The organism is Aerococcus mictus, assembly GCF_003286595.3.
Lineage (GTDB): Bacteria > Bacillota > Bacilli > Lactobacillales > Aerococcaceae > Aerococcus > Aerococcus mictus.
The window spans coordinates 1,022,376-1,036,641 of the sequence record NZ_CP132985.1; the positions used below are offsets into that span (position 1 = coordinate 1,022,376).

At 37.4% G+C, this 14,266-nt stretch carries 13 protein-coding genes; 11 read left to right on the forward strand and 2 right to left on the reverse strand.

The annotated features are described in order from the left end of the window. The first annotated feature begins 55 nt into the window (after positions 1 to 55). From DBT49_RS04795 to DBT49_RS04825, 7 genes are all read left to right on the forward strand, one after another. Entirely contained in the window at positions 56 to 712 is a 657-nt protein-coding gene (locus tag DBT49_RS04795; protein WP_070560292.1) for a lysophospholipid acyltransferase family protein, read from the forward strand. A 976-nt stretch (positions 713 to 1,688) separates the two neighbouring features. Then, on the forward strand, positions 1,689 to 2,654 hold the full coding sequence (locus DBT49_RS04800) for an ABC transporter substrate-binding protein (protein WP_070560290.1): 966 nt from the start codon (positions 1,689 to 1,691) through the stop codon (positions 2,652 to 2,654). Positions 2,655 to 3,323: 669 nt separating this feature from the next. Continuing rightward, positions 3,324 to 4,373, forward strand: coding sequence for a PTS transporter subunit IIC (locus DBT49_RS04805; protein ID WP_070560288.1), 1,050 nt, complete (start codon positions 3,324 to 3,326; stop codon positions 4,371 to 4,373). 279 nt (positions 4,374 to 4,652) lie between these two features. After that, a complete protein-coding gene (thiW, locus tag DBT49_RS04810) occupies positions 4,653 to 5,192 on the forward strand; it encodes an energy coupling factor transporter S component ThiW (protein ID WP_070560286.1) in 540 nt (179 codons plus the stop codon). A gap of 111 nt (positions 5,193 to 5,303) precedes the next feature. Further along, complete coding sequence (gene hpt, locus DBT49_RS04815) at positions 5,304 to 5,840, forward strand: hypoxanthine phosphoribosyltransferase (RefSeq protein ID WP_070560285.1); 537 nt, start codon at positions 5,304 to 5,306, stop codon at positions 5,838 to 5,840. Between the two features lie 190 nt (positions 5,841 to 6,030). Then, positions 6,031 to 6,714 (forward strand): AzlC family ABC transporter permease, encoded by a 684-nt coding sequence (locus DBT49_RS04820; protein ID WP_070560283.1) that lies wholly within the window; start codon positions 6,031 to 6,033, stop codon positions 6,712 to 6,714. Beyond that, positions 6,711 to 7,040, forward strand: coding sequence for a branched-chain amino acid transporter permease (locus DBT49_RS04825; RefSeq protein WP_070560281.1), 330 nt, complete (start codon positions 6,711 to 6,713; stop codon positions 7,038 to 7,040). Before DBT49_RS04820 ends, DBT49_RS04825 begins: the two co-directional genes overlap by 4 nt. A gap of 83 nt (positions 7,041 to 7,123) precedes the next feature. Here DBT49_RS04825 and DBT49_RS04830 read toward each other — a convergent pair whose 3' ends face one another. Then, on the reverse strand, positions 7,124 to 8,260 hold the full coding sequence (locus DBT49_RS04830; protein WP_070560279.1) for a pyridoxal-phosphate-dependent aminotransferase family protein: 1,137 nt from the start codon (positions 8,258 to 8,260) through the stop codon (positions 7,124 to 7,126). 167 nt (positions 8,261 to 8,427) lie between these two features. On the opposite strand from DBT49_RS04830, the gene DBT49_RS04835 reads away from it, so the two are divergent. Beyond that, positions 8,428 to 9,216, forward strand: coding sequence for an enoyl-CoA hydratase/isomerase family protein (locus DBT49_RS04835; protein WP_060778196.1), 789 nt, complete (start codon positions 8,428 to 8,430; stop codon positions 9,214 to 9,216). A gap of 72 nt (positions 9,217 to 9,288) precedes the next feature. Here the strand turns inward: DBT49_RS04835 and DBT49_RS04840 are convergent, their stop codons facing one another. After that, the gene (locus tag DBT49_RS04840) at positions 9,289 to 10,236 is read right to left on the reverse strand and encodes a LysR family transcriptional regulator (RefSeq protein WP_064292385.1); all 948 of its coding nucleotides are present in this window, start codon (positions 10,234 to 10,236) and stop codon (positions 9,289 to 9,291) included. Between the two features lie 220 nt (positions 10,237 to 10,456). On the opposite strand from DBT49_RS04840, the gene fabG reads away from it, so the two are divergent. From fabG to DBT49_RS04855, 3 genes are all read left to right on the forward strand, one after another. Continuing rightward, a complete protein-coding gene (gene fabG, locus DBT49_RS04845; RefSeq protein ID WP_013669418.1) occupies positions 10,457 to 11,194 on the forward strand; it encodes a 3-oxoacyl-ACP reductase FabG in 738 nt (245 codons plus the stop codon). A 77-nt stretch (positions 11,195 to 11,271) separates the two neighbouring features. Further along, complete coding sequence (locus DBT49_RS04850) at positions 11,272 to 12,612, forward strand: GntP family permease (RefSeq protein ID WP_070560277.1); 1,341 nt, start codon at positions 11,272 to 11,274, stop codon at positions 12,610 to 12,612. Positions 12,613 to 12,648: 36 nt separating this feature from the next. Beyond that, entirely contained in the window at positions 12,649 to 14,226 is a 1,578-nt protein-coding gene (locus tag DBT49_RS04855; RefSeq protein WP_013669534.1) for an acyl CoA:acetate/3-ketoacid CoA transferase, read from the forward strand. Positions 14,227 to 14,266 lie beyond the last annotated feature (40 nt).

The window sequence follows — 14,266 nt, forward strand, 5'->3', positions numbered from 1 at the left end:
ATGTTTTTTAAGGCTAGTTTAGCTGATGCTTGAAAATCCTAGCGAGGTGACAAAAATGTGGTTTTATAACTTTATGGCTTACTTGGTTAAAGGCTTAATTCGAATTGTTAATGGGAAACCGGAGCTTTCCTATCATGAAGACTATGATCCTGACCAACAATATTTAATTGTTGCTCCCCACCGTAGTATACTTGATCCGGTCATTATCGGTATCCATACCTTACCTAAACCGGTTCATTTCTTAGCCAAGCAGGAACTATTCTCATCTGCTTTGGTGAATTGGTGCTTAGACCACTTAGGCGTTATGCCAGTCGATCGAGAAAATCCTAGCATGGCTTCCTTAAAATCGGCAGTAACAGAACTCAAAAAGGGTGAAGATAACGTTGGACTTTTTCCTACTGGATCCCGTTATTCGACAGAAATTAAGGATGGGGCAGCTGTATTAGCAAAAATGGGCAAAGTTAATATTTTACCTGTTGCCTACCAAGGACCGATTCATATTTCTGGACTCTTTTCAAGAAAGAGACAAAATCGGGTAAAGTTCAGAGTGGGAAAACCCATCTATTTGCCTGCTGGTAAGAAATTATCAAAAGAAGAACTCAAGGAAATCGACCAGCAAATTGGGCAGGCTTTTCAAGAAATCGATCGGGAAATTGATCCTAATTATCATTATGACCTTGAAAAAGCTATTCGAGAGCGAAATCGTAAATAAAAAATCCTATTGTGGCTAGGTTAGCGTTGTGCCTAGGTAAAATTTAAAAGCGAGAGAATAATTTTTCTTTGTCAAATAGTATTGATGAAAATTTTTATAGTTAAAGTCATAGCTCAAAAAGTTATGGCTTTTTTATTAAGATTATTAATATAGATTATCTTTAAACATATTTATATCACCTAGGTAAGAAATGATTTGAAGAAAAGAATTGATTCACTAAAAACTTTTGTTTAAAAGTGTTAGAAATTAATCCAGTCAGTTTTCATATTTTATTTTGTAGAGCTCCAAATGATAGCATTAAAGCACTCTATTGGAATAGCAATGGGTTTGGAATTTTATAAACAATTTAAAAGGGGAAAATTGTAATGGCCTATGTCTCAGAAATTTAAAGCAGATTTCAAAACGACAGTGGTAATGGTTACTCGGTTGCTTACCATTTCTCGATTTATGATACTCTTAAGTATAGAGAATTACTGTTTATTTGACTTACTCACCTTTATGCACCTCATATTACAGCTTACTTTTAGCAAATAAAATTTATATTTTAAATTATAAGTTGACTTTATCTTTAAAAATATTTATTATTGTTTTAACAGCTTAAGAAAGGAGCATGTAATTATGTTAGTTAAATATCTTATCAACCAGAGCGCATGCCCTACTTATCAAAATGTACGATTTTACTTTAGCTATTTTAGATAGCGTTTGTACTATGAAACATCATAGATACAAACGTCAAACTTAAGTTTGTATCTATGATGGCTAAGGATCTTAAGCGTGTCTAGCCCTCATAGAATGGATAAATTCTAAATGGGCTATACCACTATGAATATATGCTATTATTCAGCCCATTTAGTTTTTTCCAAACTAGATGGGCTTTTTTTATACCTTTTAAGGGAGTGATAGTATGGAAGGTCCGTTTAACAGTCAGAAAAAATAGATAGTTAACCGCTTTATATCGAATAATGGAGGAAAAAAGATGAAAAAATATTTACGTTATCTAGCAGCAGGTCTATTAACCTGTACACTAGCCGCTTGTTCAAATCAAGGCAAGGAAAGTAGTAATGATAAGGTGGATGTGGGGATTATCCAATACATGGAACACGACTCCCTACAAAAAGCTAAGGAAGGTTTCCAAGATACTTTGAAAGAGGCCGGTTATGAAGAAGGCAAGAATTTAGCGATTGAATTCCATAACTCTCAAGGTGACCAGTCAAACTTGCAAAGCATTACCCAACAATTAAAAGGAAAAAAGGACCTGATTTTAAGTATTGCTACTCCAGCTGCACAAGCTATGCTGAACACTGACAAGGAGACCCCGCAATTATTTACGGCAGTGACTGATCCCGTCGGTGCAAAATTAGTTGAAAGTAAGGAAAAACCCGGTAAAAATATAACCGGCACTAGTAACATGACCCCTGTTGCCGATGTTGTTAATTTATTATTAAAGGCTGATCCAAGCATAAAAACGATTGGTATCTTGTATAACTCAAGTGAAATGAACGCGCAAGTTCAATATGAACAAGCCAAGGAATATATCGAATCCAACGGCTTAAAAGTTGAAAGTATGACGGTGACATCAACTAACGACGTGCAACAAGCGACAAAAATATTGGCGGAAAAAGTAGATGGCATCTATCTACCAACGGATAACACCATTGCAAATACCATTCAAACCATTGGTAAAGTCCTAATGGAAACCAAGACACCATCAGTTGCTGCTTTCGATGCCGCTATCGAAGGTTCCCTATGTGCCTATGGGGTAGACTACTATAAATTAGGCCAACAAACTGGAAATATGGCTGTAGATATTCTGAAAGGAAATAAAAAACCAGAAGACATTCCAGTGGAATCTTCTAAGGACATGGTCATTAAGGTAAATGATGAAATGGCTGCTGCCCTGGGAATGAACAGTGAGGATTTGAAGGTTCGTTTAAATGGATAGTGAATAAAATTATTTAGAAAAATGAAAGATAAATAGTCATACAAGATGTATTTAGAAGAAGTCAAGAAAAATGGGCTTAATGATATCTAGAGTTTTGCAAATAGTATATAATCTATCCTGCAAATGGGGATAGATTACTTTTAGAATCATAGGTTAAGCCGCCGTATTGGCAGAGAAAACTTCTCACTAGGGTGCTTTCTCTCTTATATTATTAGCCAATTAAAGTCATTTTCATTAAAAAAGAGTTTCGATTAACAGTTAATTAAGAGAGCAAGTGGTTTAACAAACTCGTTTAAAATTCTGGTCTTTCCTTATGACCCCTAGCTGAAAGTATTCTAGTTTCATTCAACAAATGAAGCAAAGAAGAAATTCAAAGTGAAGTGAAAACGTCTGACCTGCGTAAACGACCATGTATCTTAAAAACTCTTATAAAAGAAATCATTCTGGTAACAATGTATATTGCTTTGTCATATAAGAAGTATTGGCGTATATCTAAAATCATTGGATCATGTAAATTAGGGCAGCCAAGTGCTGCCTTTTTTAGTATTAATATATAATGTAAAAGTAAATAATCTTTTTATTTAATTGGCATCTTAGTAAAATTCTCAAGATTTTATCATGTTTTCATGATAAGATATTAAAAATACTTTAAAGCAGGAAGGTTAATTTATGCAGAATTTAAAAATTAAGGATATCTTTAATCAAGTTTTAAATGGGGCATCAACAGGTATTGTTATCGGTTTGATTCCTAGTGCCATATTAGGCGCATTAACTCGGTCTTGGCTCAGTACGCCAGGCTTTTTGGCTGACTTTGCTGGCTCTATTCAAGCCTTTCAATTTGCCGTACCTTTTTTAGTCGGTCTATTTGCGGCATTGCAGTTAAATATGAAGGGCATGGAAACTGCAGCATTAGCAGGAGCTGCTTTTTTAGGGAGTGGGGCAGCTCGCTTAGTCGATGGGACTTGGGCACTTAAGGGAACGGGAGACTTAATTAACACCATTATCACCGTCTTTATTGCTGCTATTTTTATTAAACTTTATAACAATCGATGGCAAAGTCTCAACATTGTGGTTCTTCCTTTACTGGGAGGAATTTTACCAGGTTTTATTGGTCGTTTAATCCTACCCTTGGTTAGTCAACTGACTTTACTTTTAGGCCAGGGGATTGCTCACCTCACAGAGATTCAACCATTAATTATGGCTATTTTAATCGCTATTGCCTTTGCCATTATTATCGTTACGCCTTTGTCTAGTGTGGCGATTGCTTACGCGGTATCCATAAGTGGTCTAGCGGCTGGGGCAGCTAACTTAGGAATTGTAGCGGTTGTATTTACTTTTCTCTATGCCTCATCGCGGGTTAATAGTAATGGAATTACTTTTTCATTATTATTTGCTGGTCCAAAATTGTTTATGGCCAACTACTTACAAAACCTAAAAATGACCCTACCCATTGTGATTAATGCAGGGGTAGTAGGGCTGTTTGGGTATCTATTTAATATTCAGGGGACTACAGAATCAGCTGGTTTTGGTATCACAGGTTTTTCTGGACCGATCAACGCTTATTATTTTATGGATGGTAATGTCGTGGTTAATATCCTGGTCCTCTGCCTAACCTATGTGGTAGTGCCTTTGGCGATTTCTATTATTACTCATCAGACTTTTACCCGTATGGGGATTTATGATGAAAGTATTTATGTTTACCATGCGCCAGAACACTAAGAACGGATAGTGAGAGGTCAGTACATTTGAGAAAGAGAGTCTGGGACAAAAGTCTCAGGCTCTTTTTAAAATGCGAACTATCTAATCAAAACGTGTTCCAAAAGATAGGTGAAAAGGCTTGTTTAATTTTTATTTGTGACATATGATGAGTAGGTAAAATACTATTCATTAGGGGAGCCACGGCTGAGAGGATTTATATCGACCCTGTAACCTGATCAAGGTAATGCTTGCGTAGGTAGTCTTTTTTTGTGCTCTCCTTTATCTTTTAGGAGGGATTTTATGAGTAAAAAATCAAGTCCATTGATTTTAGTAACGGTAGCGATGTTTGTGGCCATTGGGGTGGTAATTTCACCGATTTTTCGAGTCGAGGGCTTTGCTCCTACTGCCCACTTTGTTAATGTGGTTTGTTCGGTCTTATTGGGTCCTTGGTATAGTTTATTAAATGCTATTCTGACTGCAATTATCCGGATGAGTCTTTTTTCGGTGCCTCCGTTAGCGCTCACTGGCCAAGTTTTTGGTGCTGTGCTTTCGGGAATACTATATCGTCTCTTTAATGGCTCTATCCTTGCTTGTGTAATTGGTGAAATTATCGGTACCGGGATTATCGGAGCTATTGCTTCCTATCCAGTAATGGCGCTTCTATTGGGAAAAACAGGAATTACTTGGCTGTTTTATGTTCCTAGTTTTCTAATTGCAACAATTATTGGTGGTGTCTTAGCTTATTTTTTCTTAGCCACCTTGCGGCAAACCGGTTTGCTTTATAAAATGCAAAAACGCCTAGGAGTCAATGTTTATGACTCTTCTAAGAAAAAGGCTTAAATTCGTCATAGTTAAAGCTAAAGTTTTCAATTTTTTCTGCGCCTATAGCTATTATCTGTTATTATAAGATCACGAGAGTGAATAAGAGATTAGAGAATTAGGAGCTTTTTAATGGATAATTTAATGGAAGAAATACTTATTCCCCAAGCGGAATTATTAAAACGTATCGAAGAATTAGCTAAGGACATTGCCGAAGAGTATCAGGATAAGAATCCTTTACTGGTTTGTGTCTTAAAAGGGGGCATGCCCTTTATGGCTGATTTAATGAAACAAATGGATATCCTTCTTGAAATTGACTTTATGGATGTTTCTAGTTACGGTGATGCCTTTGAATCCAGTGGCGAAGTAAAGATAATAAAGGATTTATCGGTCCCTGCAAAAGGGCGTCATATCTTATTTGTTGAAGATATTGTAGATACCGGGAGAACTTTAAGTTATCTGTATAAGGTCTTAAAATCCCGCCAGGCAGCTTCCATAAAAACCGTTTCTTTATTAGATAAACCGAGTCGACGCAAAAAGGACTTTCAGGCTGACTGGATCGGCTTTGAAATTCCGGATAAGTTTGTTGTCGGTTATGGCCTAGACTATAAGGGCCAATTGAGAAACTATCCTAATATTGCTGTTTTAAAAGAAGAAGTCTATTCTTAACCACATATTTTTACTTATAAGAGAAACTGGGCATTTGTCCCAGTTTTTCTTATTATTAGCTAAGTTAGCTAAGGCTATCAGGACTGATTGGAAAAGATCATGACTGGATGAGCTATCTGTGATTTATTTTCCTTTACAACTATATTATCCTGTAAGATAGAATCATTTAACGTAGAAAAGAGGTTTGTAGATGAAAGAAGCGCTAAAATTTGCCTTTCCCAAAACGATCCCGATTATGATGGGGTATTTATTCTTGTCATTATCCTTTGGTTTATTAGCAACGAGTTCAGGAATTCACTCCTGGTTAACTATTTTAATGAGCCTACTTGTCTATGGGGGCTCGATTCAATTTGCCGGCATAAATGTCTTATTGGGAGCCTATGATCCCTTTGCCGCTTTTATGCTAGCTGTTATGGTGAATGCAAGACACATGTTTTACGGCATTACCATGTTAGAAAGTTATCAGTCCCTAGGTTGGAAAAAATACTATAGTATTTTTGCTTTGTCTGATGAAACCTTTTCACTGACAGCTTCGGTTAGGGTTCCCGATCATATTGACAAGTCTTGGGTCTACTTTTTGATCAGTTTATTAGACCAGCTTTACTGGATTATTGGAACAGTTCTGGGGATTTTCTTAGGGAATTTTATCAGCTTTAGCTTAAGAGGAATTGAGTTTATTTTAACAGCCTTGTTTGTAAGTATTTTTGTCGACCAATGGCAAGGAAGCGCTAACCATAGGCCACAAATCCTTGCCCTAGCTACTGGCTTAATTTGTTTATTTATTTTCGGCCCCAACAGCTTCTTGATTCCTGCAATGTTAATTATTATTGCTATATTCTTTTTTATTTTTATACGTGAGGAGGAAGAAAGATGAGCTTTAACCAACAGCTATTAACGGTTATTCTATTGGCTTTGGGAACAGCCTTAACCCGTTTTATTGTCTTTGTGGTTTTTTCGAAAAACCAAGTTCCTCCTCGCTTTGTCACTTATTTGGGGAAAGTCCTTCCTGCCGCTGCCATTAGCCTTTTAGTGGTTTATTCCTTACAATCAAGTACCCCCTTGGCTTATCCTTACGCCTTGCCTGAGCTGATTGCCATCCTTGTGACAATCCTGTTTCAGGCTAAGACTAACCGCTCTTTACTGAGTATTGCTGGCGGAACCCTGTCTTATATGTTCTTAGTTCAAGTGGTTTTCCCGTAATTCTTTAAAAGTTAAGCTAGGGAAGAGTTAATAACATAATGTAATAAAAAATGGAGATTCACTTTTTATGAATCTCCGTTTTTTTAATAGTTTTTAGCAATGTCACTTAACATAAACTTTTCTTCTAGCTCGCCTTGGTATTCTATATTTAAATGATGAAAGGCTTTGTCTAGGGCGTGGTACATTTTTTGAAAATATTTGACTTCCATATTACTACCCATATGGGCGATTCGGAGCAGCCTTTCGCCTTGGGGACCATCGCCTTTAGTAATTAAAATACCTTCGTTCCTCACTAATTTCATCACATCCAGGCTTGAAACTGATTCAGGGAGTAAAACACTGGTTAATGTATTGGAAGCATGGTCTTTAGCATAGAGTTCTAAACCGGCTTCTTTAAATAATTGTCGGGTAGCTTCAGCCCATTTTTGATGCTTGTTGGCAAAATCACTGTCAATCGCTTGTTGAATAGCTACATCCATGGCATAAATGGCCTGTTCATTCATTGTATAAGGAAAGTCGAAATGCGGATCGTCAAAGCTGAGATAAGATTGGAAATTGGCGTAAAAGCTAGGGATAGGGGAATGACGATTTTCCATATGCTCTATGGCACGTTTGGAAAGGGTGACACTAGCCAAGCCTACAGGAGCGGAAAAGCATTTTTGACTACCACCTAGTAAGACATCCACTTTAGCTTGGTCAAAGTTAATATATTCTCCGCCAATTGCGGAAACTGAATCGACTATAGAAAGAATATTATAGCTATTTAAGATTTGACCGATGCCATGAATATCATTAGTGATGCCGGTGGGGGTTTCACAATGGACGAAAGTTGCCACCTGAAAATCGTGGTCGTTTTCTAGAAAGGCTTTTAAGTCATTCAAATTAATCCCACGGCGCCAGTCACTTTCATAGAGCACTACCTCTGCCTGAACAAAGTTGACAAAGTCTTGAAAACCTTGACCATAAACCCCGTTACTAATCACCAAAACCCGGTCTCCTGGTTGGATGATAGAATTGACAGCAGCTTCCAGAGCCAATAGGGCTTCACCCACCATAAAAAAAGAGACAGCTTTGGTATGTAATAACTGTGATATCTGGTTTTCAACTTGACGTTGATATTGGGTGTACTTGTGGTCAATATCAGGATTAGTTTTTGCTTGACCATAGGCTTTAAGAACGGCTTGGGAGATATGAGTGGGTCCGGGACACAAGTTTAACATACGATCATACCTTTCTAGTGAGTAATCATTATCTCAAGTATAGCAAACATTTGACATAAAGAAATAGTTATCGCTATACTAAAGAAAAGGAATTTGTGAAAGGGCTTTCTGCGTGAGATAATGTAGTTGTGAAAACAAACACAATATTTTTAGAAGGAGTGACTCAAATGTCAGTTGTTGAGACTAAAGTTGAGAATAAAGTGGGGAAAATTATTCTAAGAAATGACCCGTTAAACATCTTGGAAATGGAACACTTACAATTGATTGAAGACGCTGTTCATGAAATGGATAACAACGATGAAGTAAGTGTTATTTACTTCACAATGGTTATGCAAAAAGAAGGAAAAATCTTCTCTGCTGGGATGGATCTCGATGAAATGCTAGCAACTCAAGAGGAAGAAAACGGAATTGAAAATTACTGTAAAGTGTCTAAACGTAACTACTCCTGCTTCTACTATGCTAAAAAACCCGTAATCTATGTTTATGATGGCATTGTTCGCGGTGGTGGTTGTGAAATGTCACTCTTTGCTGACTATCGGATTGCTGGTGAAAAATTAAATATTGCCTTACCAGAAATTGGCATCGGTATTATCCCTGGTGGGGGTGGTACCCAAACACTTCAACGTTTAATTGGTGTTGCTAATGCGAAATCATTAATTTATACCGGTAGACCATTGAAAGCTGAAGAAGCTAAAGAAGTTGGCTTAGTTCAAAATGTCTTTCCATCTGACAGCCTGCAAGAAGAAGCAACTAAGATTGCTGAAAAAATGGCTAAGAACTCCCCACAAGGTTTACAAGCAGCTAAACGTGCCATTAATGATGGCGCTCACCTACCTATCGATGAAGCTTTAGCCTTTGAAACCGAAGTCTTTATTGACAACTTCAAAACTGAAGATGCTGCTGAAGGGATTAAAGCTTTCAAAGAAAAACGGGAACCTAACTACAAAAATCGTTAGTCATTTAGAAATTAAGGCGTAGCTTACAAGCGAAAAGCTCCCCAAACTTTGTATAAGTCGGGGAGCTTTTTATTAGTCTTTATTGGTGGAGAAGGTAAATTTTGGACTGAGTTCGCGAAGAATATCCGTTGATGATCGAATAAATTCAACGATGGTTGGTGCTAGGGAACGATCTTGACGATGAGAGAATACATAGTCACACTTAAAAATATCACTATCAAAAACAAAGACGTTACAGTCATTAAAAGTTGGCCAAGACATCCCTGTAACTGGTACAAAGGTAGCCCCTACCCCTTTTCTTGTTAAACCGACTGCCGAATAGACAGTGGAAGTTTCCAAAATGACATTTTGTTTTAGCCTTTTACGGTTATAAAATAAATCCACTAAGCGCCTTAAGCCAAAATTATGGGGGAGTAAGACGAGGGGGAGATTATCTAATTTTTCAATATCGTAGGGGAAATGGGTGATCTCGCTTCCATATTTTTCTTGGTAGAGTGGGTTATTTTTAGGGACAATCAAATACATCTGGTCGCTATAGACATAGTGATGTTGAAAAGCATTGTTTTCCATAGGAGCCATTTCAAAAGCGATATCAATCATGTGATTTTCGATTAAAGAATCAATGGTATCGGCATCCTCTTCATAAAATTCAAATTTAATTTCGGGATTTTTATCAAGAAAGGGTGGAATAATTAAAGGCAAGATACTACTACCTAGGGCCGGATTAATTCCTAATTTAATTTTCCCTTTTTTGTTTTTTGAGATCATATCAAATTCACTTAGCATATCGAGGTCGATTTCATGCTTTCTGCGCAAATGGTCTAAATAACGTTCACCGGCATAAGTGATTTGAACCGAACGCGGTAAACGAGTGAAAAATTCTAATCCATACTCACCTTCTAAACGACTTAACATTTTACTTAAATAAGGTTGGGAGACATAGAGTTTTTCAGCAGCAGCAGTGATATTACCTTCGGCGACAATTGTTTCCATGAGTACTAAGGGTGTTATGTTAGACATTTTTAGAAACCTCCAAATAGTCAGTGCATGCTTAACGGTGTGTATAGTATAGCATAATTTACCAGCTATAACAATATAGTTATTGATAGCGCTTTCATCTATTATTTCTATTTTCATTTCTTTTCCGATATAATAAGCATGTAAAAGAAATGGTTTGTAGTTACTTAGCTTGTTATAACTATAAATTAATACATTAGCTATTTCAAAGGAGGAAGATCGAATGTTTAACGATCAAGTTGTTGTAGTTACTGGCGCAGGCCAAGGTATTGGTGCTGAAATCGCTAAAGAATTCGCTCAAGATGGTGCTCAAGTAGTCATTGTTGATTTCAATGAGGAAACTGCACAAAAGACAGCAGAAGCCATTAATGAAAATAATGGTAAAGCAGTTGCTTATCAAGCAGATGTATCTGATTTCGACCGTGCTGAGGAAATTATTGCAGATGTTGTTGAAAAATACGGAAAAGTTGACGTCTTAATCAACAATGCTGGTATTACCCGTGATGCTTCATTGAAGAAAATGACTAAAGAACAATGGGACCAAGTTATTGCAACTAACTTAACAGGTGTATTTAACTATTCTAAAGCAGCATTTATCCGTATGACTGCTGCAGGGTATGGACGGATTGTAAACGCTTCTTCCCTAGCAGGGGTTGAAGGCAACTTCGGTCAAACCAACTACTCCGCTTCAAAAGCAGGTATTATTGGTATGACTAAGACAATCGCTCGCGAAGGTGCTGCAAAAGGTGTTACCGTTAATGCCGTTGCACCTGGTTTCATTGAAACCCCAATGACCGATGCTATTCCAGAAGAAATCAAACAAAATATGATTGATGGTATTCCGGTAAAACGTATTGGTTATCCAAAAGATATTGCCAATGCAATGAAATTCTTAGCTTCACCAGATTCAGGTTATATCACTGGTCAATTACTACAAGTTAACGGTGGTATGAACATGTAATGTTGCTCGCTGCATAAAAATTAAAGGAACGGTTAACCGTTCCTTTAATCATGTTTTTTACAGCAAGGAGAAAATATATGGAAATTCTTGGCGTAATCGGTATATTTCTTGCGATTATCGCAATTATTTATTTATCAGTTAGAGGATTAAACATTGTTATTGCTGCTCCTCTAGCCACATTAATTGTTATTCTAACCAACCAAATGGACATCTTTGGGTCATTAATTGGTGATGCACCTTCTTATATGACCGGTCTTGCAGGTTTCTTAATTAAAAACTTTGCGATTTTCCTATTAGGCGCAGTTCTGGCTCAATATATGGAAAAAAGTAATGCTACAGTTTCGATCGCTAACTGGGTTTTGGCCAAAGTTGGTTTAGATAATCCCTTTATTGTGCTAGTAGCTTTCGCTGGTATTGCAGCAATATTAACTTATGGTGGGATTAGTTTATTTGTGGTTATGTTTGCCTTAGTCCCATTAGCTCGACCAATCTTTAAAAAGTTAAATGTGAATTGGTCCTTATTACCTATTCCACTATTCTTGGGAATGGCAACCGTAACCATGTCTATGCTACCAGGGACACCTTCAGTTCAAAACGCGGTACCAACGACTTACTTAGGGACTACTTTAACAGCAGCTCCTGTGTTGAGTATGATTGGTGTTATTACTGTGGTTGCTTTTGGACTGACCTACTTAAAGTTTCAATTAAATCGGAGTCTAGCTAAGGGAGAAACTTTCTATTCTTATCTAGGTGAAGGGGAATCAGTTGGAGAAGAAGCTGACCTTGACGCTGAAACAGATGAAGAAAATATCCCTCCAATTTTATTAGCCATTTTACCATTGGTTACTTTAGTTGCGATTATTTTAATCTTCAGTGATGTGCCGAATATTATTTTGATTGCTTTAACTGTGGGTATCTTATTAAGTGCCTTCTTATATCGGAAATATTTACCAAAACAAACTTCATTATTGAATGATGGAGCTAATAGTGCTGTCCCATCAGCCTTTGCTACCTCAAGCTCAGTAGCTTTTGGATCAGTATTAACCAGTGCTCCTGGCTTCAGTGTGGTTCAAGATGCGATTATGTCTATTCCAGGTAACCCTTTAATTGGACTATCTGTAGCAACTGCTTTACTTGGCGGGATTACAGGTTCTAGTTCTGGGGCTCTGGGGATCGTCATGCAAAACTTTGCACCAACGTATTTAGAGATGGGAATTGCGCCTGAATTGATTCACCGTATTGCAGTTGTTGCATCAGCTGTGATTACAGTGGTTCCTCATTCGGGAGTGACAATCACCTTTAACAACTTGACTGGCTTAAGTTTAAAAAATGCTTTCATGCATCAGTTTATAATGGTTAATGGTGGTCACTTGCTTGCCTTAATCGCTATGTTAATTGCTTCAACAATTTTATATTAAGAAAAGAAATGTATTTATAGAAAAGGAGAGAGATAAATGGGTAAAAAGAAACCAGTTATTTCAAGACGTGAAGCAGCTGATTTAATTAAAGATAACGATCTATTAGCTACTTGTACTTTTGGTTTAGGGGGCCTACCTGAAGACTTACTAGTAGGGGTTAAAGAACGTTACGAAGAAGAACAACATCCCAAAGACATCACTTTCATGTGGTCATGTGGTATTGGTAACAACAAACCTGGCCGTGGTGCTGACCACTTATTAGCAGATGGTTTGGTAAAACGTATCATTGCTGGTCACGTTGGTTCTTCACCTGGTATGGTTGATAAGGTGGTTAATAACGAAGTTGAAGCCTACTTATTACCACAGGGTGTATTTACTCAACTATATCGCGCTATTGCTGGGAACAAACCTTTCTTAACTAAAGTTGGTTTACAAACTTATGTTGATCCTCGTTTAGAAGGGGCTAAAGCAACTGAAAAAACCACTGAAGAACTTATTGAACTAGCGGAATTTGGTGGCGAAGAATGGTTGAAATATCCAGATTTTGATATTGACGTTGCCTTTATCCGTGGATCATTTGCTGATGAAAAAGGGAACATGAACGTTGAAGATGAGACCTGTATTCTTGAACAACTTGAATTAGCAATGGCTACCAAGAAAAAAGGTGGTACCGTTATTGCTCAAGTAAAACAAATTGTTGAAAACAACTCTCTAGATCCTAAGAGTATTGTGGTACCAGGCGGTTTAATTGACTATATTGTGGTAGCTGACCCTGAATATCACTACCAAACCATGGGAACCTACTACAGTCCAGAATTAGCTGGAAAAATCAATGTTCCAGTGGACAGCGTTAAACCTGCACCACTTTCATCACGTAAGGTCATTGGTCGTCGTGCAGCTATGGAATTGCAACCTGATTCTGTGATTAACTTAGGTATCGGTACGCCTGACATGGTGGCTTCTGTTGCCCAAGAAGAAGGCGTTGCTGACGAATATGTGACAACTCTAGAGATGGGTATCTGGGGTGGTAGTGCTGCTGGTGGCTTAGACTTTGGTGCTTCACGTAATGCTGATGCTTCCATTGCTATGGCTAACCAATTTGACTTCTACGATGGTAACGGTTTAGACCTTTCTGTATTAGGAATTGGGCAAATTGACCAATATGGTAACAATAACGTTACAAAATTTGGTCCTAAAGTTCCTGGTCCAGGTGGATTCATTAATATTTCTCAAAACACTAAGAACCTTGTCTTTGTAGGTACCTTAACTGTTGGTGGTAAATCACACATCGAAGACGGTAAATTAGTCATTGATGAACAAGGTCGTGGACCTAAATTCTTGAAAGAAGTTGAACAAGTAAGTTTCTCTGGTAAATATGCTCAAGAAAACGACCAAAATATCTTATACGTCACTGAACGTGCTGTCTTTGACTTACATGAAGGTAAAGTTCGTTTAATTGAAATTGCACCAGGAATTGACCTCCAAAAAGATGTTCTCGACCAAATGGAATTTGAACCTGAAATTGCCGAAGACTTGAAAGAAATGAATCCTGATATCTTTAAAGAAGAATGGGGCGGCCTTAAAGAAATTATTGATGCAAAATCTAAAAAATAATTAGATATGTTGTATAATAAAGGCCTTGAAATTAAAGGAG